Genomic DNA, 21,646 nt, shown 5'->3' with positions numbered 1-21,646 from the left:
CAACGGAAAGAAGACCCGACCCATGCGCAAACTCTTTGGCACCGACGGGGTGCGCGGCACCGCCAACACCCACCCGATGACCGCCGATATGGCGCTGCGCATCGGCGCTGCCGCCGGACGTTATTTCCGGCGCGAGGCCGGCGGCGTCCACCGGGTGGTGATCGGCAAGGACACCCGCCTCTCGGGCTATATGTTCGAAAACGCGCTGACCGCCGGTCTGACCTCCACCGGCATGAACGTGCTTCTGCTGGGCCCGGTGCCAACCCCGGCGGTGGGGCTGATGACGCGCTCGATGCGCGCCGATCTTGGCGTGATGATCTCGGCCAGTCACAACCCGGCCGAGGATAACGGCATCAAATTCTTCGGCCCCGACGGGTTCAAACTGTCGGATCAGGCGGAGATCGAGATCGAAGCCCTGATCGAAGCCGGGGTGGAACCGGCGCAGGCAGGCAATATCGGTCGCGCCAAGCGGATCGACGATGCGCGCTTTCGCTATGGTGAGCGGGTGAAATCCTCACTGCCGCGCGATATCCGTCTGGATGGGCTGAAGGTGGTGGTGGATTGCGCCAATGGCGCTGCCCACCGCGCCGCGCCGGAAATCCTCTGGGAGCTGGGGGCCGAGGTGATCGCCATGGGCACATCCCCCGATGGCACCAATATCAACCGCGGCTGCGGCTCTACCCAGCCGCAGGCGGCGGCCGAAATGGTGGTCGCCCATGGCGCCCACGTGGGGATCTGCCTTGATGGCGATGCCGACCGGGTAATCGTCATCGATGAGAATGGCGCCATTGCCGATGGCGATCAGCTGATGGCGCTGCTGGCGGCGCGCTGGTCCGAGGCGGGCCAGCTGGCAGGCGGCGCGCTGGTGGCCACGGTGATGTCGAACCTTGGGCTCGAACGCTTCCTTGAGGGCAGGGGGCTCAGGCTGGAACGCACCGCTGTTGGCGACCGCTACGTGGTTGAGGCGATGCGCGCGGGCGGGTTCAACCTTGGCGGTGAACAATCCGGCCATATCGTGATGAGCGATTACGCCACCACTGGCGACGGGCTGATGGCGGGGCTGCACGTGCTGGCCGCCATGGTGCAGACCGGGCAGGCGGCCTCTCAGCTGGTGCGCCAGTTCGATCCGGTGCCGCAGCTTCTGAAGAACGTGCGCTTTGGCGCCGGGCAGACACCGTTGGAAGAGACCGGCGTTCAGGACGCGATCCGCGACGCCGAGGCCGCGCTGAACGGGCAGGGGCGTCTGCTGATCCGCAAATCCGGCACCGAGCCGCTGATCCGGGTGATGGCGGAATGCGAGGATGACGCCCTTCTGATGCGCACCGTGGATCAGGTGGTCGAAGCCGTCGAAGCCGCAACCGCCTGACGGGTCCCTGGATCAGGCCGACAGGCGCGGGGCTTCTTCAGCCATCAAATCCTGATCTGATGCGCTCTGGCCGGTGCGGAACCGGTCCAGCGCTGCGGCCATGGCCTGCGCCTCCTGCGACAGGGAGATGGAGGCCGAGGTTACCTCTTCGAAAAGGGCGGCATTCTTGGTGGTGGCATCGTCCAGATTGGCCACCGCGCCATTCACCTCCTGCAGGTTGCTGGACTGTTCGGCCGAGGCGCGCGAGATATTCTGCATCAGCTCGGCGGCGCTGGAGACGGATTGCGAAATCTCGTTGATCACCTCGCCGGTGCGCCCGACCAGATCGGCGCCCAGTTCCACATGTTCGCTGCTTTCGGCCACCAGGCTGGCGATCTCGTTGGCCGCCTCTTTCGAGCGATGTGCCAGGCTGCGCACCTCCGAAGCCACCACCGCAAAGCCCTTGCCCACGGATCCGGCCCGCGCCGCCTCGACCCCGGCATTCAGCGCCAGAAGATTGGTCTGCTGGGCGATGCTGTCGATGAGGCCGATGATCTTGGCGATCTTGTCCGAGCTTTCCTTGATCGCCTCCATGGCGGCAAAGGTGCGCTGCACCACATCCATGCTTTCGCTGGCGTTGCGGCGCGCGGTCTCTACCGAGGCCGAAGCCTCGCCCGAGGCCTGCGCCGTGCTTTCGACCGAGACCGACAATTCGTTGAGCGCTGCCGCGGTGGAGGCCAGGGTCTGCGCCGAATGCTCTGAGCGGGCTGACAGATCGCGCGCGGCGCCGGAAATCTCGGTGGTGCCGCTGGCGGTGGACTGGCCGCTCTGGCTGAGGCTGCGTACGGAGTCTTCCAGCGCGCCAAGCGCCCGGTTGAAATCGTCGCGCAGCTTGCCGTAGCCCGCGCTCATCTCGTCCTGGATCCGTACCGTCAGATCGCCTTCGGCGAGCCGTTCCAGCCCCTGACCGATGGCGCTGACGGCAGCCGTCTGCTGCGCCAGATGCTGCTGGCGCTCGGCCTCGGCCGCCTTTGAAATCTCTTCCTTTTCCACCAGCCCGTTGCGGAACACCGACAGGGCCTGGGCGATGCGGCGGATTTCGCTGCTGGAACGCTCAAAGCCGGTGACCGGGCTGAGATCGCCGCCCGCCAGGTTTTCCGTGGTCTCGCTGATCCGGATCAGCGGCCGGGTGATCAGCAGCCGGGTCAGCACCAGCGCCGCCAAAAGCACCGCCGCCGAGACCGCCCAGAGGGTCTGCATCCGGGTTTGCGCCGCCTTCACATCGCGGGACACGGAGCCGGCCATCTCGGCGATGGCGCCTTGGTTGTCGGCGCTGAGCGCAGCCGCCCGCAAGGCGATTTCGGCCACCGTACTGGCCGCCTCCTGCGAGGCAGAGACGGTTTCGGCGCGGGCGCGGATCGTGGCGATCCGCGAGGCGGCAAGGCCGGTCTCCGGATCGGCATCGGCAGCGATCTGTTCCAGATCGGCAGCGAATTGCCCGCCTGCAATATCGCGAAAGGCCATCAGCGCCGTGGCCGCCGCCTGCAGCGGCGCAGCGGCCTCTTCGACCGCGGCGGTGCGATCGGCGGCCAGCACCTGCAGCGCCGCCACCTGCAGGGCGTTGACCTGCGTGTTCATTTCCAGAAGCTGTTTCAAGACGCCGATTTCATTGTCCAGCAGGCCCTGCACCGCATCGCGGCTTTCCTCGACGGTTTCCTCGGCGACGATTTCCAGCACAAAGACCATGTCCTCGATCGCCTTGTGCAGGACATTGGCACTGGCCTGGCGGTGATCCAGCACCAGGGGGCGCAATTCTTTCTGTTCAGAACGGCGCGCGTTCATCATCTGGTCAAAGATGGCAAGCGCCTCTTCGACGATGCCGGCTTCAACCGGGTCTACCTCCATCTCCACCAGCCGCTCGGGCAGGTTTTCCAGCCGCGCGGTCGAGCTTTTGGCGATATTGGACAGGGCTTTTTTCAAAGACGGATCCCGGGTCTGCCCCAGCGCCAGCGCCACCCCGGACAGAAGGTTGATATCGCCCTGCGCCTCCAGAAGGCTTTGCAGGCCGACAAAATTTTCCTCCACCAGCACCAGAAGCGCGTCTTCGATCGCGGACATCGTGGCATCGCCCCCGGTCTGCAGGTTGGAATAGGCGGCCTCGGCGGCGCTCAGCAGCGTGTTCTGCAGATGCTGGCTGTTCTCCTGCAGATCATCGATCTGCGCCGCGATCCGGGCCTCGCTGTCAAAGGTGGTTTCCCGCGCCGCCATCAGCGCATTCAGCGACTGCACCGTTTGGGTCACCACGGCCTCATACTCGGCGCGCAGATCCGAGGGCAGGCCGGTGACCTCCTCCTGCAGGCGCTGGGTCGCCGCCTCCATCTGGCTGCGGCGGTCCTGCAGCTCTGCGGCATCATCGGCCAGCAGGATATCCGTCATCGCATTGCGGGTCAGGCCGGTGGCCTCGGTCAGCCGGGCGCTGACCTCCAGCTGCGGCAGCATGTCCTGAGTCAGCACCCCCATGTCATCGGACACCCGGGCAAAGACCAGCGACACTAACACCCCGATCCCGGCCGAGGCAGCCCCCATCGCCAGCAGGATCAGCACCAGCTTGGCCCCGATGCTGGAAAACGGCCGGAAGCGGCGCGCGGCGCGCGTCCCACCAGCTGCGGGATCTGCGGTGGGATCGACTGCGGGATCTGCGGAGGACTTGTGAACCATACTGTATCACCTGTAGCAAAGCGCCGCCCGCCTGCCCAGCGGAGGGCCTGCGGATCGGATGGGGGGCAAACAACCGCAGCCTATCAGCCTGTGGTTTAATTTTATTTTAGCCCTCTCACCCCTTTTTCAGATAATTTGATCGGGTTGATCGGACGCGGTCACGCCCGATGTGCAGCCAGCTGCTTTTCGGGGTAAGGTCAGGCGGTTTCTGAATATTTTCAGTGCCCTGTACAGTTTCCAATCTGGCCTTCTATCTCGTCTCCTCCCTGTTCGGGACTGGATCGGGGCCCGTCGGCCGCTTCCGCCCCGCCCGAAAACATGCCCAAAATGCGACGCTTTGACGGTTTTTCTCCTGATTTGAACCGCTTACTAACGGTTGGCTGCTAGTTTTCGTATCATCGGGGCAGAAACCGACGCCCAACCGCTGCCTGAACGCCTCTTTGCACCCGGCAAAGGGCGCGCTGCAGGCGGCCCGGGCGCGACTTGGATCTGTCCTGAACGTGTCTGGCACCCGGCTGGCACCCTTGATACAGGGCCGGTCGTACTAGGATTTAAAGAGGTTTTCGGTGACGCAGGCAGAGCATGCCCAGGATGATACGGCGCTTCGCGCCCTGATCGGCGCAGCCCAGAGCCCCATGGCCCTGCTCGGCGGCGATGGCGCGATCCTGCATGCCAACAAGGCCTTTGCGCGCCTTGTGCCGCTGCGCCCGGGTCCGGCGCCGGGTATGCAGCAGTTCGTCTCCCCGCCGCCGCTGTCGCCGGAACGGCTCAGCCCCGGCGCAGGCCCGGCGCGGATCACCACCATGGCCGCGAGCGGGGACCGGCTGCACTGGAATATCAGCGCGCTGCGCCCCGGTCTGTTCCTGATCGAGCTGACCCGCTCCCAGAGTTTCTGGCGGCGCCGGTTCTATGCCCGGCTGCGCGGCCTCGCCCGTGCCACCCAGAGCCCGGTAATTTTCTGTACCCCGGAGCAGCGCATCCGCTGGATCAACCCCGCCTGCGAACGGCTCACCGGCTACAGCAACGGCGATGCGCAGAACCTCAACCCCAGCGAGATCCTGCAAAGTGCCCATATGGATCCCGAGGGCACCGCCCGCATCACCCGGGCCATGGCCGCGCAGCGACCGGTCACCGCCGAGCTGCTGAACCGCGCCCCGTCCGGGCGGGAATACTGGCAGATGCTGGATGTCACCCCGCTGCACGGCCCCGACGGGCAGCTCGAAGGCTATGTGGCGGTGCTCACGGATATCACGCCGCTGAAACAGGCCGCCGAAGAGAACATGCGCAGCGCCCGGCTGGGCCGGATCATCGAAGAAAGCCTGCATGAAATCTATGTCTTCGACCCCGACAGTCTGAAGTTCACCGAGGTGAACCGGGGCGCCCGCGACAACCTCGGCTACAACATGAAAGAGCTGGCGCAGATGACGCCGCTGGACATCAAGCCGGATTTCACCCCTGAAGCCTTCCGCAAGATGGTGGAGCCGCTGACCTCGGGGCGGCAAAGCGTGCTGCGCTTCAAGACCCGGCACAAGCGCCGGGACGGCAGCTGCTATCCGGTGGAGATCACCCTGCAGCTGATGATGGACGATCAGCCCTGGTTCGTGGCCATGGTGCAGGACACCAGCCTGCGCGATGCCAGCCAGCAGGCGGCGGAAGTGGCTCATGCCCGGCTGGTGGCCGCGGTCGAGGCGCTGCCGGACGGCTTTGTCTACTATGATGCCGACGACCGGCTGGTGCTGGCCAATTCCCGTTACCGTGAAATCTATTCCGCCAGCGCCCCGATGATCCGCGAAGGTGTCCGGTTTGAGGACATCCTGCGCTACGGGCTGGAGCATGGCGAATATGAAGAGGCCAGGGGCCGCGAAGAGGACTGGCTGAAGGAACGCCTGGCCCAGCACCGCAAGGAAAGCGGCTCTTTGCGCCAGCGGCTCAGCAACGGGCGCATCCTGCAGATCTATGAACGCAACACACCCGATGGCGGCCGGGTCGGCTTGCGGGTGGATGTCACCGAATTCGACGAGGCCCGCGCCCGCGCCGAAGCCGCCAATGCCGCCAAGACCGCTTTTCTCGCCAATATGAGCCACGAGCTCCGCACCCCGATGAACGGTATCCTCGGCACCCTGCAACTGCTGGAGGACACCCGGCTCGACGCCGAGCAGAGCGAAATGCTGACCACCGCGGAAACCTCGGCTCAGGGGCTGCTGTCGATCCTCAACGACATTCTCGATCTGGCCCGCATCGAAGCGGGCAAGGAAGAGCTGAACATCGCCCCCTTCGTGCCGAAGACAGTGCTGGAGCAGGTCGCCTCGCTGCACCGGGTGGTGGCCGAGCGCAAGGGCGTGGCGCTGGAACTGGCACTGGCACCGGGCACCGGCACGGCGCGGCTTGGCGATGCCCGCCGGATCGGTCAGATCCTGCATAACCTCTGCGGCAATGCGCTGAAGTTCACCGAGGCCGGTCAGGTGCGGCTCAGCGCCGAATTCTCGGGCGACGGGCACCTGTGCCTCGAGGTGCGCGACAGCGGCATTGGCATGACCCCGGAAGAGCTGCAGCGGGTGTTCGGCAAATTCGAACAGGCCGACAATTCCAGCACCCGCGCCTTTGGTGGTACCGGCCTGGGCCTGGCCATCGTCTCGGAGCTGGTGACGCTGATGCAAGGCCAGCTGGAGATCGCGTCCGAGCCGGGGCAGGGCACCACCATACGGGTGCGGCTGCCGCTGGAGCAGGCCGATGATGCGGATGCCGCGCCCCCTGAGACAGCCCCCAAAGCGGACGCGGAGACAGAAACAGGGACGGGCGCCGGTCTGCCGACGCCCCCCTCCGAGGCTCTGCTCCTTGCCCAGCCCCCCGCAGGATCTGAGACCTCCGGCCCGCCGCTGCGCATCCTGGTGGCCGAGGACAATGCCACCAATAGGCTGATCATCGGCAAGCTGCTGAGCCGGATGGGCCATCAGGCGGTGCTGTGCCACGACGGGGCAGAGGCCGTCGCAACCTGGGAGCCGGGGGCCTTTGACTGCCTGCTGATGGATATTTCCATGCCGAAGCTCTCTGGCATCGAGGCGCTGCACGCGATCCGCAAACAGGCTGGTGGAGCGGATCTTGCCCCGGTTTTTGCGGTGACGGCCCATACCATGCCGGACCAGGTGGACTCGCTGCTGCACGAGGGCTTTGACGGGGTGCTGAGCAAACCGATCCGCACCATGGACCTGAGCCAAGCCCTGTTGCGCTGCCGGTCCGAGAGCAGGCCCAAAAGCGGGGCAGATCCCCGGCCCGCAGGTCAGGCGTGATCCGGCCTGCGCCCAGGGTCTAAATCCCGCCTAAATCCCGATAGCACAGAACATATTTAACATAATATACGTTATGAGATACATAACTGACAGCCGGGGCACATTCTAAACTGGGTTGTGCCAAATACCATGCCTTGCTGGAAACGACGGGCGCGGCCAGGGCGCCAGCCATCGCAAGGGTTATTCGCTCCATCATAGACGATAGCCCAGAAATGCAATGCCCTGCAGTCTTAACCGGTGCGGCTTACCCGCACCGGCTGTGATCTATTCCCGGGTCAGGCACGCGTCAGTCGATGCGGCGCAGGAAGCCGCCCTTTGCGACGGTGATCAGCAAGCGTTCGTGGATCTCGCTATCGGTCTCGAAGCTGCTGCTCTCCTGCAGATAGGACTGCACGGCGGTATAGGGATTATTACCCTTGCCCCAGGGACGGTCCGGATAGGTGTCCTCTTCCATGTCTTCGACCAGAGTGTCGAACACCACGCAGTAGCTGCCGGAGGAGGTGAGCGGCGCATAGGCGCGCAGCTCTTCCAGGACGTGTTCATGGGTGTGGTTGCTGTCGAGGCAGACCAGGACCTTCTTGTAGTCGGCCGCGAAATCGCGGACCTGGCTGATGATCTCGGGATCCACCGAGGAGCCCTGGATCATCTCGATCCGCGAGCGCATCGGATGGGCGTCGATGGCGGCGCGGTTGTGGGCGCGGATGTCGATATCGATGCCCAGAACCTTGCGCTTGGAGACCGCCGGATCAAAGCTTTCCCCGGCTTCGATGGCATCGACCATATCCAGCATGGCCAGCATCGAGGCGGAGAACACCAGCGAGCCGCCATGAGCGATGCCGGTTTCGATGATCAGATCCGGCCGCAGCTCGTAGATCAGCTCCTGCATGGCGACGATGTCCTGCGGGTACTGAATGATCGGGCGGTCCATCCAGTGGAAATTGTAGGAATATTGCGCCTTGGCGGAGCTGCGCAGGAAATCCAGCGCGGTTGTCTGAATGGTGGGGTTTGCACCCATTTCCTTGATGCGGCCGGTAATCTCGGTTTTGAAGTCGGTCATGGTGTCAGTCTCTTGCTCGATAGGGGGTCAGATGGGAAGCGGGGCATCGGTGCGGTGGCCGATCACGCAGGGCGGATCATCCGGATTGCCGGGGCGGGCGCCAAAGATCAGCAGATCCCGGCGGCCGTATTGGTCGGCGATGCTTTCGGCCAGGGCGCGCACCGAAATGCCGGCGCCGCTGCAGATATTGCTGATGCCGCTGCGCGCGGACAGGGCATCCTGAACCAGCAGGGCGGCGGCGGCATCGACATCCATAAAGTCGCGGATCTGTGTGCCGCTGCTAAGCTCCAGCGGACGGCCTTCGGCCAGATGCGCATGCAGCGAGGCGACCAGCCGCCGGGGGTCCTCTTCCGCTCCGTGCAGATAGAACAGCCGCGCCCAGAGAAAGGAGACACCGGCCTGCGGCAGCGCCGCTTGCAGAGCGGTTGCGCAGGCCGCCTTGGCGGCGGCATAGGGCGACTCCGGCGCCAGCGGCGTGTCCTGGAAGGCCTGGCCGCCGCTCAGATCGTATTCCAGGCAGGTACCGAGCCCCACGAAACGCGGCACCCCGGCCTGCCGGGCGCCTTCGGCCAGAGCCATGGTGCCGGCTACACAGTGCAGATTCTTGAGCGAGGTCTGGTATTTGCCCGGCTCCGCATACCACGCCATGTGCAGCACCAGATCATAACCGCGGGCGGTTTCCGCCCACCAATCGGCGGGTTGCGCAAAGAGATCCTCGACCTCGACGACACGGTCCCGGGGATCCGGGGCACAGATGCGCCCGGCCGAACCCTTCCGGATGACATGACACAACTCATGGCCGCCTTGGCGCAGCTGCCGGGTAACAGCGCGGCCGACAAATCCGGTGGATCCAGTCAGAAGGATACGCATCATTGCTGCCCGCAGCCTCTCTTCATACGAATTTCTGCTCCAGCTGGGTGCCTGTGACATGCGCCAGCGCGCGCTCCCGCGCGGCGTCGCACAAGGCTTCCTCCTCGCAACCGAAATCGAGGACGACATCCCGCTCGGTGATACCCTCGGCCTCGGTCACGCGCCGGAGCGGCAGGATGGTGAAGGTCTTGAGCTGCTGCAAAGAGGCCTCCGGATACTCGCCAATGACCGCGACCCCCTCGGCCCGCAGGGTCTCGGGCAGTTTGACACAGGCAAAATAGAGCGCCGCCGTACTGCGGATCTGCGCCATCGGAACAGGCAGGTTATCGACCTGCCCCAGCCCGCGCAGCCGCGCCGCCAGCGCATAGTTTTCCAGCGGGTCGGCGCCCAGATTCACCCGCAGCCGCAGCCCCGTGAGCATGCGTTCGATCGGGTGAATCCGCAGATAGTTGGCAACCATATCCGGCTTGGTCAGACCGCCATGGGTCAGGGCCAGACCATAGAGAACCTCCAGGCCACCGCGGTAGATGTCCCAGGCGCTCATGACATCGCGGAACCCCAACTGCGAGCGTGTATCGCCTTCGAAGTGACGACTGACGGAGATATAGAAAGGGTCCTTGGCATAGATCAGATCCCCCGCCCCCAGGTATTCGGCAGGAATGGTGAAGGCCCAGAATGCAATATCGGTGGCAATCGGGTGCAGGGCGCGGAAAGCCTCCCGGCGCAGGATGCAGATTTCCGAGTAGATGCGGTGTTCTACGATATGCTCCAGCAGCTGGGCATATTTGCCCTGACCAATGGTGACATCGCGCGGCTGGCTGTAGAATTGCGCTTGCACCTCGCCGGTGACCAGATCCTTGATCTGCCAGGGGGCATAAAGACCGCTGGCGGAGGGGGTGGCCTCCAGCATCGCAATGGCACTTTGCAGAGCCTCGGGCTGCAGCCGGTCGTCATCCGCGAGATAGACGAGATACCTGCCCTTGGCCGCGCTCATCACCGAATGAATGTTCGGCACCGCCCCGATGTTTGTCTCCTGCCGGAAGGTTCGCAGAGGCAGCCGGTCCCGCGCCGCCTCCAGCACAGCCTGGGTGCTGTCTTCGGAAGCATTGTCAGAGACCAGCACTTCGGTTTCAAAGGGCAGCTGCGGCAGGATCTCCTCCAGATGCGCCAGCACCGTCTCCAGATATCTGGCCCGGTTGAATGTTGGAATGCAGATACTGAGTTTCAGGTCTGACATACGTGAAGTTTCCTGTTCGAATGTGCTGGGGGTCCGGCCACAAAGCCGGAAGTCAAAGAGAGAGAGGCCAGACAGGCCGGTTCCAGGGTCACGGTACGGGACAGACGGCAGAAACTGCCGCGCTGATCTTCATGTGGATGCGGCCGGTAGTGAAAGGCGCCAGGCAGGGACAAGGCGGACAGAAGCGGATCTGACATGGGTCAGGTCCAGGTCTTCCAGGGCGCCTGATCACTGTTCCACAGGCCTTCCAGATAGGTCTTGTCGCGCAGCGTATCCATCGCGCTCCAGAACCCGCGGTGCTTGTACACCGACAGCTGCCCCTCCTGCGCAAGATGCTGCATCGGCCCCTTTTCCCAGATCGTCTCTGGTCCTTCGATCTGATCCAGCACCGAGGGTTCGCAGACGAAGAAGCCGCCGCTGACCCAGTGGTTGTCGCCCGCCGGTTTTTCCACGAACCCGGTGGCGGCGCTGCCGTCCATCTCGATGCTGCCATAGCGGCCGGTGGGTTGCACTGCGGTGACCGTTGCCTGACGGCCTTCGGCAAAGTGAAAGCCAAGCAGGCTGGTCAGATCGACATCGGAGACCCCGTCGCCGTAGGTCAGGCAGAAAGTCTCGTCCAGATACGGCCGGGCATAGGCCAGGCGGCCGCCGGTCTGGGTCAGCTCACCGGTGCTCAGCATGGTGATACGCCAGGGCTCGGCGGAGTGGTTCAGGATATTGAACTCTCCGGTGCCCAGATTGACGCTCACATCTGCATTATAGAGCAGGTAGTTGGTGAAATATTCCTTGATCATATGGCCCTTGTAGCCACAGAGGATGACGAAATCCGTCAGCCCATGGGCGCTGTAGGACTTCATGATGTGCCACAGGATGGGTTTGCCGCCGATCTCCAGCATCGGCTTTGGCCGCAAGTGGGATTCTTCGCTGATCCGGGTGCCCAGGCCGCCGGCCAGAATAACAACTTTCATGCACTTGCTCGCATCATTTTCAATTTCTCTTGAAATTTAGCGATAAGCGGACGCGGTTAATTTTCTTTTACCCGGATGAGGTGTTTCGAGTTTGGTAACCATTTTCTCCTAGGCCTTCAGACATCAGCCCCGTACTGGAAATCCCGCGCTGGAAACCCTTGCAGAGATGGATCATGAGCCGACCGCTGCCGCCCCGCAGACCCCTGCCCGCCTGCTGCACAAGGTGCCGCGCCCTGCGGGATCACCAAGACGTGAGAACCGGAGCAGGAAGGATCGCGGACAGGTCCAGCATCACCGGCAGCCGTCAACTGCAGCATGTTTCCTGACCCGGACAGAAAGACACCAACAGGCAGAGCACCAGAGGCACGCCACCGCAGATAAGGCACCAACGTGAGCAACACTGACTTCGACAGCGCATCCTCATTCTGGCAGGGGCGCCGTGTATTTGTGACCGGGCATACCGGGTTCAAGGGCAGCTGGCTGACCGCCTGGCTGCTGCAGATGCAGGCCCAGGTGCGTGGTTTTGCGCTGCCGCCCGCGATGGAGGGCGTGCCCGAGGGACGCCAGAGCTTCTTTGACGAGCTGGGCCTGGCGGCGCAGATCGACCATGTGCCGGGGGATGTGCGCGATCAGGAGGCGCTGCGCCAGGCGGTCAAGGGGTTTGACCCCGAGATCGTCATCCACATGGCGGCGCAGCCGCTGGTGCGCTATTCCTATGCGGCGCCGGTGGAAACCTATGCGACCAATGTCATGGGCACCGTGCATCTGCTGGAGGCCTGCCGCACGGCGGCGCCTTCGCTGCGCTCGGTTGTCGTGGTCTCCAGCGACAAATGCTACGAGAACCGCGAACAGATCTGGGGTTACCGGGAAACCGATGCCATGGGCGGCCATGACCCCTATTCCAGCAGCAAGGGCTGCACCGAACTGGTCACCGCCTCCTACCGCAATTCCTATTTCCCGCCGGACCGACTGGCAGAGCATGGCGTGGCGCTCTCCTCGGGGCGGGCCGGCAATGTGATCGGCGGCGGCGACTGGAGCCCGGACCGGATCGTGCCGGATGCCATGCGAGCCTTTGCCAGTGGTAACCCTCTGCACCTGCGCCACCCCGGCGCCCTGCGCCCCTGGCAGCATGTGCTGGATCCGCTGGCGGGCTATCTGCGCCTTGCCGAAATGGGGATCTCCGACCCCGGGCGCTGCGCTCAGGGCTGGAATTTCGGCCCGGCAGATCACATGACGCTTTCTGTCGAGGCGATGATTTCCGGTTTCGCCGAAACCCTTGGGCCGGAATTCCAGTGGAGCAGCCAGCCGGACAACAGCCTGCATGAGGCGAACCTTCTCAAACTGGATTGCAGCGCCGCGCGGCAGCTCCTGGGCTGGCAGCCGATGCTTGACGCCGGTGACATGACAGCCTGGACCGCGGATTGGTACCAGGGCCAGACGCCAGAGCAGCGCAACGCAACCACCGCGCGGCAGATCAGCGAATACCGCCGCCGCTTGGCCGCGGCCTGAGGCGCAGGGACTTGCCCTGAGAGGCTCCGACCGATCCTGCTGCCCTCCGTGTCGGCACGATACGCGGGGCCATCCGCTGCAACCCTGCTTCGGCCTTCACATGAACGGCATGACGTTCCGGCACCCTATGCCCGGAACGTTACGATCCTTGATTAAAATCAAGAACACCCCCTGCGAACCATGCCACCCTCAATGTGGTTCGCGATTAGAAGGGGCTGGATCGCGCGTGGGGGTGATGCGCGTGAGGCGGACCATTCAGGAAAACAGCAACGGGGGCACCGGGAGCATGGTATCTTTGCACGCAGCCAGAACCGCAGCGGCGCTGTTTCTGCTTGTTCTTGCGACCGCCGCTCCGGCCGGTCCCCCCGCACCCGGAGGCGGCTGTCGCCTGCTCCAGACCCAGGCTGCGGTGGTCTGCAAGGCCAAGGTCTCCTGCCGCAGCTCTGCGCCGGCGGTCGCGGCCATCCGTCCCTTGTTCTTCCACTGCGCCGCCGACCAGCCCCTGCCCCGCCCCGTTGCCGAGGCCGCCATCGGCGCCTTCAAATCTCCGCGTTATTTCCGCTGCTGCATCGGCAACGATCTTCTTTCCATCCTGCCGACTGCTTCCACATCCGACTGAAAGGACCCCAGCGATGGCTTTTAACGATTACCGATCCCTTCTGGTGAGTGACACCGAAGCCTGGCACGATGGCAGCGGCGTCATCACCTATTCCTTTATCGGCACCGAAATGCCGCGCTACTATCGCAAGCTGGATACCGATGGCGACGGCACCAAGGACGCCTGGAACATCAGCGGGGAGATCGTGCCCTTCACCAATGATGTGTCGATGACGGTGGAACAGCGGGCGATGACCTCGGCAGCGATCAGCGCCTGGAACGAGGTGGCCAACGTCAACCTGCAGCCCGGCACCATCGCCCGCGGCGGCACCGACAGCACATTCGGCACCCCGGTCACCGGCGATGGCACCCTGGTCGCGGCGGGCGGCAGCGCCCTGCCCGTCAATGACGACGGCTCCTCCCTGGTGGACATGTCGGCGGTCTTCGAGGAGGGGCTGAATTTCTTTGGCGAAGAATATGATGCCAGCCAGATCTACGTGAACACCAATGGCAATATCACCTTCGGTTCAGGCCTGTCCCAATATACCCCAAGCGGGATCTCGGCCGGCTCCACCCCGATGATCGCCGCCTTCTGGGCCGATGTGGACACCCGCGCCGGGCAGCCGATCTATGTCGATGTGGATGCCGAGGCCGATGTCGTCACCATCACCTGGGAGGATGTCGGCTTCTACGATCAGCACGCCGAGCCCAGCAATTCCTTCCAGATGCAGCTTTATGACCGAGGCGAAGGCGATTTCGACATTGTCTTCCGCTATGAGGATATCAACTGGTCGGCTGGCACCGCCTCGGGCGGCGACGAGGAGACCGGTCTGGGCGGCACCCCGGCCCGGGCCGGCTATTCGGCCGGCAATAGCGCCGATTTCTTCGAACTACCGCAATCGGGCAACGAAAGCGCCATCACCAATCTGGAAAACACCACCGGCAACACCGGCGTCGAAGGGCTTTGGGTGTTTGAGGTCCGCAACGGTGCAATCGTCGGCGACATCACCTTTGCTGCCACCGAATTCGAGGATCCCGACCTGTTCGGCTATGTCGCCGATTTCCCCAATCCCGACCACCTGGGCGATCGCCCGTCCAAGGCTGGCGATCTGTGGATCAACAGCGCCAATGAGGACCAGTTCATCCCAGGCACCGGCCCGGTCTATGGCCACACCAGCTGGAACACCTACCTGCACGAACTGGGCCATGCCCTGGGCCTGCGCCACCCCAACGAAGCCCCCAATGACGACAGCACCAATGCCCAGTACACGGTGATGTCCTATGTGGAGCATCCCTCCGAATCCGGTGAAGACCTGAGCGATCAGGCCTATTCCCTGACGCCGATGGTCTGGGACATCCAGGCCATGCAGGAGCTTTACGGCGCCAATACCACCACCCGCGCCAGCGACACGGTCTATTTCGGCGATGGCGGCGGCACCCATGGCACCGCAGAATATCAATACGCCACCAATGCCGACAACGATCTGGGCATGCAGGTCAAAGGCGAGGATGGTACCTACCGCGATGTCTACCTGACCATCTGGGATGCCGGTGGGCAGGATCTGATCGATGCCTCGGATCTGTCGACCCGCAGCCTGATCGACCTGCGCCCCGGTGCCTATTCCACCATCGGCGAGGAGACCGACAATATCGCCGTCGCCGCCGCGGTGCGCCAGGATGGCGCGGTGATCAATTTCATCGAGGATGCCTGGGGCGGTAGCGCCAAGGACCGGATCATCGGCAACAATGCCGACAATGAGCTGCGCGGCGGCGGCGCCCGCGACGTGATCCGCGGTGGCCGCGGCAGCGACGATATCGCGGGCGAAGGTGGCAACGACCGGCTGTTCGGCAATGGCGGCGGCGACCTGATGCAGGGCGGGCGCGGCAAGGACAAGATGAACGGCGGCGGCGGCGGCGATGATCTGTTCGGCGACGCGGGCCGGGATACGCTGAAAGGTCGTAGTGGCAGCGATCTCCTGGACGGCGGCGACGGCAATGACCTGCTGATCGGCGGTGGCGGCGGCGATACCTTCGTCTTCAGCGACGGCGATGACCGGGTGCGCGATTTCGACACCAGCCGCAGCGGCGAGGTGATCGATCTCTCCGGTGTTGCCGCCTTCACCGACTTCAGCGATGTGATGACCAACCACGCCAGCGACGAAGCCGAGGGTGTCATGATCCGCGATCTGACCGGAAATTCGATGCTGCTGGAAGGCCTCACAATGGGCGAGCTTAGCGCAGATGATTTCTTGTTCTGATTGCATTGTATTTCAGGCGCATCAGGGCCCGGGGTTTTTTCCGCACCCGGGCCTGTTTTCTGTTCTTCTGAGGCCGAGAATCGTTAAAATCATCCGGTAGATTTGCTGCCGGTATTCTGGGGCAGTGACCTGTGTGACCAGTAGAAGGGACCCTCCTCCATGACAACCTACAGCCTGACCGGTATTGCCGTGCTGCGCAGCAGCCTCCAGGGCGAAGAAGACGTGATCCGCGGTGTTGAAACAGGAATTGACCTGTCCATTTTTGTGCCCGGCGATACCTCGACGCTGCGCTATACCAATTCCGCCAATTCCGAAGACCCGAACCAGCCGCTTGCGGATATCCGGGTGGAGGGTGCCACCGGTTACATCGAGGGCGGCCCGCTGGACGAGGACGAAGCCTCGATCCTTGAGGTACGCTGGAATGATGGCGGCACCATCCGCACCACCACGGTGCTGGTGATGACCTTCTTTGAGGCTGAGGTCGATGGCTACAGCAATGTGGACGCCGATGCGATCTTCGTGCTGGACGGCGATCCCCTGCCCGACATCAGCACCCGCAACCAGTGGAATGCTTTTGACAACAGCATCCAGTCGGTCGGCCCGGCAACAGGCACCTTTGCCCCGAACCAAGAGATCCCGCTGACCACCTTCTTTGACTCTTCGACCGAGAACGACCTGATCACCGGCAGCAACGGCGATGATGTCCTGATCGGCGGAGTCGGCGACGACACCATCAACCCGCTCGACAATTCCAATGAGGATTTCATCCAGGCAGGCGCCGGCCGCGACCGGGTGATCTTCTCGGATCTGGAGCGCGGCTATGTGCATCTGGATCACTCGGATCTTGATGAAGGCATCACCGTGGAAATCGACGGCAATGCCAATGCCGGGCTGATCGACAAGGGCGGCAATGGCCGCACCCGGCTGGTGGATGTGCAGAACCCGATCCTGGCCGGCGCCGATATCGGCGGGCTTGGCGTGGTAGGCACCGATTACAGAGATGTCTTCCGCGTTACCTCGGCCGATGGCGGCTGGCTGCAGCTGCGCGGGGGCGGCGGCAATGACCGTTTCGTCATCGGCGAAAGCGACGGCGCGGTGCGGCTGGATTACATCAACGCAGACAGCGGCGTGGTCGCCAAACTGAACCGTGGCCGCGTTATCGATGACGGGATGGGCGGCGCCGACCGGATTGCGGGCGATGGGCAGATCACCGAAATCCGTACTGGCATGTATGATGACAAGGTGATCGGATCGGGCCAGAACGAAAGCTTCATCCTGATGGCCGGCGAGGACACCCTGGACGGCCGCGGCGGCTATGACCGGCTGCGCTATGACCGCTCGGGCGTCGATGCCGTCGAGGTAAACCTTGGCCGGAATGAGGCCACCGGCACCTGGCGCGACGAGGCCTTCAGCCACAGCATTCGCGGCATCGAACACGTGCGCGGCTCCCGCGAAGGCGATGACACGCTGGTGGGCAACCGCGGCGACAACCGTTTTGATGGCCGCGGCGGCAATGACACCATCAAGGGCAAGGGCGGCCACGACCGGCTCAATGGCGAGGACGGCCGCGACAAACTGATCGGTGGCGGCGGCCGCGACACCTTGGATGGCGGCGCCGGCAACGACCTGCTGATCGGCCAGAAAGGCGGCGATACCTTCGTCTTTTCCGAAGGCCGCGACAAGGTCAAAGGCTTTGGTGGCGCCGACGAGATCGATCTCAGCAGCGCCGAGGGGATTAGCGATTTCACCGATCTGAGCAACAACCACCTGAGCGAAGCGCGCGGCAATGTGGTGATCACCGACGATAACGGCGACAGCATGATCCTCGTGAACCGCGATATCAGCGATCTGAGCGCGGACGATTTCCTGTTCTGATCCGCTTCTGCCTTCCCCGGCCCAGTGGTCTGGCGCCGGGGAAGGCCCCCATTTCCAGCTCCCTTTTCCGCCCCGCCCGTCCCCTTCTGAGGTCGGCGGCCCGGCCTTAACCCAACGACAGGGCAAAGCGGCTTAAAGAGATTTACGAGATCCGTCCCGGATCCCCATTGCATTTGAAAAGCAGGAACGCCCATGGCCCGCAGGAACAGCTATCAATCCATCCTCGGTGACAGCTGGCATGACGGCAGCGGCAGCGTGCGCTATTCCTTCCTCGACGCGGACATGCCGGGCTATAACCGGGCTGTCGACACCGATGGAGACGGCATCCAGGACGCCTGGCGGGTCGGCGGCGGCCGGGTCTCTTTCGACAATGACTTTTCCATGACCGCGAGCGAACAGGCGATGGCCCTGCAGGCAGTCGCCGCCTGGAACGAGGTCTCGGGCGTCAACCTGCAGCCCGGCACCATCGCGGGCGCAGGGGTCGGGGACGTCACCTTTGCCAGCACCGAATTCCGCGACCGCTACCTCTTCGGCTTTGTTTCGGGGTTTCCCGATGCGGAGGATCTGGGCGAGACCCCGTCGCGCGCAGGCGATGTCTGGATCAATCGCAATAACCGCGATCAGTTCCTCGCGGGCGCCGGTGACGACGGCGGGCCGGTCTATGGCCACACCAGCTGGAACACCTACCTGCACGAGCTGGGCCATGCCCTGGGCCTCCATCATCCGAACGAAACCCCCAGTAATCCAAGGACCAGCAACCAATATACGGTGATGTCCTATGCCGCCCACCCGGAGGAACGCGGCGACGGTGCGCTTAAACAGGCCTTTCCGCTGACACCGATGCTCTGGGACATCCAGGCCATGCAGGAGCTTTACGGCGCCAATACCACCACCCGCACCAGCGATACGGTCTATTTCGGCGATGGCGGCGGCATGCGCGGCGCGCTGGAATATCAATACGCCAGCAATGCCGATAACGCGCGCGGCATGCAGGTCAAGGGCGAAGATGGCCGCTACCGCGATGTGATCCTGACCATCTGGGATGCCGGCGGGCAGGACCTGATCGATGCCTCGGGCCTTACCACCGACAGCCGCATCAACCTGCGTCCCGGGACCTATTCCTCGATCGGCGATATCAACGACAATATCGCCATGGCCGCTGCGGTGCGCCAGGAGGGCGCGGTGATCAATTTCATCGAAGACGCCTGGGGCGGCTCTGGCAACGACCGCCTGCGCGGCAATGGCGCGGATAACAGCCTGCTGGGTCAGGGCGGACGTGACCGGCTTTTGGGCCGCAGCGGCAACGATCAGCTGGACGGTGGCACCGGGCGCGACCTTCTGGTCGGCGGCAAGGGCGCTGATGTCTTTGTTTTCTCCGGCGGCAGCGACCGGATCCGGGATTTCACCGTCGGCGAGGACAGGATCAATCTGACCTATGCCACTGGCATCGAAGATTTTCAGGACCTCAGCGACAGCCACATGCGCAGCCGCAACGGCCATGTGGTGATCGAGGATGAAGACGGCGATCTTCTGACCCTGCGGCACCAGGAAATCGGCGATCTTGGCGCCGAGGACTTTTTATTCTGATCCCGTCAGAACAGAAAATCATCTGCATCGATCTGGCCCGGGCGCAGGTCCTCCAGCAGCAGATGCCCCGCTCCGGTGTCGATCCATGTGCCCGCCGGGCGGCGGCTGATCTCCAGATCGTCAAAGCCGAAACCGCGTCCCGGCAGATCTGACAGGTCAATCAGATCCTCCCCCGGGGTGAAATCCCGGATCCGGTCCCCCCCGTGGTTGCGGGCAAAGACGAAGACATCCGCCCCGGCGCCGCCTTCCAGCCGGTCACGGCCCTTGCCGCCGTCGAGCTGATCATCGCCCGCCCCGCCCATCAGGACATCCTTGCCGCCGCCGCCGGACAGGCGATCCCCGCCGTCCCCGCCAAAAAGCCGGTCACGTCCGCCCTGACCGAACAGCCTGTCACTCCCGTCATCGCCCCAGAGCCCGTCGCTGCCGCCGCCGCCCTTCAGCGTATCCGCGCCATCGCCACCGTGTAGCTGATCATTGCCGCCACCCGCTTTCAGAACATCATCCTCCTGCGCGCCAAACAGGCGGTCATTGCCCTTCTGCCCCTTCAGCACATCGGCGCCGCTGCCGCCATAAAGCTGATCATCACCCGCCCCGCCCATCAGCCGGTCGTTGCCCCGCTCTCCCTCCAGGTGGTCGGTGCCGCCATGGCCCTTCAGCACATCGGCGCCATCGCCACCCATCAGCCAGTCATCGCCACTGCGCCCCAGCAGCAGATCATCACCGCCCAGACCCTGCACCGTATCATCACCACTGCCGCCGCCCAGCTGATCATTGCCGCCACCGCCGTATTGAATGCCATCCGCCAGCGTCACCCCCAGGGCCACCCGGTCGGGGTGGCTGAAATGCCCGCCCGGCCACAGATCGGCAAGGTCCAGCGCGCCGCCATCGGCGCTTTGCACCACCACCACCGTGTCGCCGAATTTCAGGCGGATCCCGTCGCGCAGCTCTGTGACCTGCAGCTGCGCCATGCTGCGCAGCCCCGTCAGCAGGGACAGATCCAGCACATCCTCACCCGGGGTGAAGTCCTCGATCTGCACCCAGCCGGATACCACCTCCGGCAGGAAGACATCGGCGCCATCGCCGCCCCGCAGGGTGCTGCCGGTCCCTTGCGCCCGAAGCACATCATCGCCCGCACCTCCTGCGACCGTGGTCTGCCCTGTTCTGGCGGTGATCACCTGCCCCAGATCCGACAGATCGAGGGTAAAGCGGCTGATACCGCCCGCCGCCCCCGAAGCCGCAAAGACCTGCAGCGTCTCGCCCGTCACCAGGGTTTCCAGCGCCGTCACATTCTCCAGCCCCAAGCCGCTGTCGTGGGCCAGGCTGGTCAGATGCAGCAACTGCCCCGAAGGCAGCATCCGCAGCAGGCTGATCCCGTCATCGCTGCCCGCTGCCAGCACCAGCACGGTGCCATCCGCCAATGTCACCACCTCCAGCGCCGACAGCCCGCCGAACCGGGTGGTGGCGGTGTCGTTCAGCTGATCGGACAGCGACAGCGCGCCGTTGCGCGCCACCGACATCAGGCTGAGCGAGCCGCTGCCGCCCGCCCCCAGCAAGGCCCAGGTCCGGCCATGCGCCTCAAAGCTTGCGACCGCGCTGGCGCCGCCCACCGGCAGGCCGTCCTCGACGCCGAAACTGCCCGCTGGGGTCAGCGCGCCGGAGCCCGGATCGACCCGGTAGCTGCGCAGCCCCTGAAAGGTGCCGCCTTCGGCCAGAAACAACAGCGGTGCCCCGGCCGGACCGCCGAGGGCCAGCGCCACCGTCTCCGGATGCAGATCGGCAGCATCCCCCCCGGCCGTGACAACCGCGCCCTGCATCCGGCCCTCTGCGTCCAGCCGCCAGCCTGACAGGCGCCCGCCGGACCCGGTGATGCCGTAGATTACAGTATCGCCATTCGCCAGCGTCAGCGCCGCCAGCGCCCCGAGGCCACCCGCCGCGGCGCCGGGCAGATCCTGCTGCTGCTGATCGCCAAGGCTGCTAGCGCCCTGACCTCCGACCCCAAGGCGGTGAAACAGCAGATCACTTTGCCCCGTTTCCTGCAGCAGCAGCCGGGTCTCATCACCGATCTGCGCCAGCAGCACCTCTCCGGTTTCGGCCGTTACCCGCCCGTGCAAGCGGCTGTCCTCTGCCCCGACGGGGCGCGCGGCGCCGGAACCCTCCAGCCGGAACAGGGTCATGCCGCCGCCCCGGCCATTCACCGCATAAAGCACCGATCCACTCTCCGTCTCCTGCACCGCAAGATCGCGAAGATCCTGATCGAACAGAGGGTTTCCCGTCTCGAAATGCTGCGCAAACACAATATCCATCAGTCTGCATCTCCGACCTGACCGCACTCATCACG

At 64.2% G+C, this 21,646-nt stretch carries 13 protein-coding genes; 7 read left to right on the top strand and 6 right to left on the bottom strand.

Annotated elements, in window-relative coordinates; all coding sequences use genetic code 11:
• Window positions 1–22: 22 nt before the first annotated feature.
• The gene (gene glmM / locus SM764_RS19840) at window positions 23–1,366 is read left to right on the top strand and encodes a phosphoglucosamine mutase (protein WP_274835551.1); all 1,344 of its coding nucleotides are present in this window, start codon (window positions 23–25) and stop codon (window positions 1,364–1,366) included.
• Between the two features lie 12 nt (window positions 1,367–1,378).
• Here glmM and SM764_RS19835 read toward each other — a convergent pair whose 3' ends face one another.
• Window positions 1,379–4,063, bottom strand: coding sequence for a methyl-accepting chemotaxis protein (locus tag SM764_RS19835; RefSeq protein WP_369002561.1), 2,685 nt, complete (start codon window positions 4,061–4,063; stop codon window positions 1,379–1,381).
• Between the two features lie 566 nt (window positions 4,064–4,629).
• Between SM764_RS19835 and SM764_RS19830 the strand changes: the two genes are divergently transcribed.
• Entirely contained in the window at window positions 4,630–7,350 is a 2,721-nt protein-coding gene (locus SM764_RS19830) for a PAS domain-containing hybrid sensor histidine kinase/response regulator (protein ID WP_369002560.1), read from the top strand.
• A 286-nt stretch (window positions 7,351–7,636) separates the two neighbouring features.
• On the opposite strand, the gene SM764_RS19825 is transcribed toward SM764_RS19830, so the two are convergent.
• The 4 genes from SM764_RS19825 to rfbF all read right to left on the bottom strand — a co-directional run bounded on the left by SM764_RS19825 (window position 7,637) and on the right by rfbF (window position 11,482).
• A complete protein-coding gene (locus SM764_RS19825) occupies window positions 7,637–8,407 on the bottom strand; it encodes a cephalosporin hydroxylase family protein (RefSeq protein ID WP_369002559.1) in 771 nt (256 codons plus the stop codon).
• A gap of 27 nt (window positions 8,408–8,434) precedes the next feature.
• Entirely contained in the window at window positions 8,435–9,280 is an 846-nt protein-coding gene (locus tag SM764_RS19820) for an NAD-dependent epimerase/dehydratase family protein (protein ID WP_369002558.1), read from the bottom strand.
• Between the two features lie 19 nt (window positions 9,281–9,299).
• The gene (locus tag SM764_RS19815; protein WP_369002557.1) at window positions 9,300–10,514 is read right to left on the bottom strand and encodes a glycosyltransferase family 2 protein; all 1,215 of its coding nucleotides are present in this window, start codon (window positions 10,512–10,514) and stop codon (window positions 9,300–9,302) included.
• 200 nt (window positions 10,515–10,714) lie between these two features.
• Window positions 10,715–11,482, bottom strand: a complete 768-nt coding sequence (rfbF, locus tag SM764_RS19810; protein WP_369002556.1) for a glucose-1-phosphate cytidylyltransferase — start codon at window positions 11,480–11,482, stop codon at window positions 10,715–10,717.
• A gap of 390 nt (window positions 11,483–11,872) precedes the next feature.
• Here rfbF and rfbG point away from each other — a divergent pair, with 390 nt between their 5' ends.
• From rfbG to SM764_RS19785, 5 genes are all read left to right on the top strand, one after another.
• Entirely contained in the window at window positions 11,873–12,991 is a 1,119-nt protein-coding gene (gene rfbG, locus SM764_RS19805; protein WP_274868998.1) for a CDP-glucose 4,6-dehydratase, read from the top strand.
• 286 nt (window positions 12,992–13,277) lie between these two features.
• On the top strand, window positions 13,278–13,610 hold the full coding sequence (locus tag SM764_RS19800) for a hypothetical protein (RefSeq protein ID WP_369002555.1): 333 nt from the start codon (window positions 13,278–13,280) through the stop codon (window positions 13,608–13,610).
• A gap of 13 nt (window positions 13,611–13,623) precedes the next feature.
• A complete protein-coding gene (locus SM764_RS19795; RefSeq protein WP_369002554.1) occupies window positions 13,624–15,846 on the top strand; it encodes a nidogen-like domain-containing protein in 2,223 nt (740 codons plus the stop codon).
• A 159-nt stretch (window positions 15,847–16,005) separates the two neighbouring features.
• Window positions 16,006–17,721: a calcium-binding protein gene (locus SM764_RS19790; protein WP_369002553.1), complete on the top strand. Its 1,716-nt coding sequence runs from the start codon at window positions 16,006–16,008 to the stop codon at window positions 17,719–17,721.
• A gap of 192 nt (window positions 17,722–17,913) precedes the next feature.
• Window positions 17,914–19,308 (top strand): M10 family metallopeptidase C-terminal domain-containing protein, encoded by a 1,395-nt coding sequence (locus SM764_RS19785; protein WP_369002552.1) that lies wholly within the window; start codon window positions 17,914–17,916, stop codon window positions 19,306–19,308.
• Between the two features lie 5 nt (window positions 19,309–19,313).
• Here the strand turns inward: SM764_RS19785 and SM764_RS19780 are convergent, their stop codons facing one another.
• Entirely contained in the window at window positions 19,314–21,611 is a 2,298-nt protein-coding gene (locus SM764_RS19780) for a calcium-binding protein (protein ID WP_369002551.1), read from the bottom strand.
• Window positions 21,612–21,646: the final 35 nt, after the last annotated feature.

It is taken from the genome of Pseudophaeobacter sp. 1A16562, from assembly GCF_041008785.1.
GTDB classification, from domain to species: Bacteria; Pseudomonadota; Alphaproteobacteria; order Rhodobacterales; family Rhodobacteraceae; genus Phycobacter; species Phycobacter gallaeciensis_A.
The sequence above is the reverse complement of the archived record's forward strand: the minus strand, read 5'-3'. Positions and strand labels throughout refer to the sequence as shown.

Bases quoted from the DNA above. Each gene is read 5' to 3' on its own strand.
- SM764_RS19780 (WP_369002551.1), bottom strand. From the start codon at position 21,611: ATGGATATTGTGTTTGCGCAGCATTTCGAGACGGGAAACCCTCTGTTC.
- glmM (WP_274835551.1), top strand. From the start codon at position 23: ATGCGCAAACTCTTTGGCACCGACGGGGTGCGCGGCACCGCCAACACC.
- SM764_RS19820 (WP_369002558.1), bottom strand. From the start codon at position 9,280: ATGATGCGTATCCTTCTGACTGGATCCACCGGATTTGTCGGCCGCGCT.
- SM764_RS19785 (WP_369002552.1), top strand. From the start codon at position 17,914: ATGGCCCGCAGGAACAGCTATCAATCCATCCTCGGTGACAGCTGGCAT.
- SM764_RS19800 (WP_369002555.1), top strand. From the start codon at position 13,278: ATGGTATCTTTGCACGCAGCCAGAACCGCAGCGGCGCTGTTTCTGCTT.
- SM764_RS19825 (WP_369002559.1), bottom strand. From the start codon at position 8,407: ATGACCGACTTCAAAACCGAGATTACCGGCCGCATCAAGGAAATGGGT.
- SM764_RS19795 (WP_369002554.1), top strand. From the start codon at position 13,624: ATGGCTTTTAACGATTACCGATCCCTTCTGGTGAGTGACACCGAAGCC.
- SM764_RS19790 (WP_369002553.1), top strand. From the start codon at position 16,006: ATGACAACCTACAGCCTGACCGGTATTGCCGTGCTGCGCAGCAGCCTC.
- rfbF (WP_369002556.1), bottom strand. From the start codon at position 11,482: ATGAAAGTTGTTATTCTGGCCGGCGGCCTGGGCACCCGGATCAGCGAA.
- SM764_RS19835 (WP_369002561.1), bottom strand. From the start codon at position 4,063: ATGGTTCACAAGTCCTCCGCAGATCCCGCAGTCGATCCCACCGCAGAT.
- SM764_RS19815 (WP_369002557.1), bottom strand. From the start codon at position 10,514: ATGTCAGACCTGAAACTCAGTATCTGCATTCCAACATTCAACCGGGCC.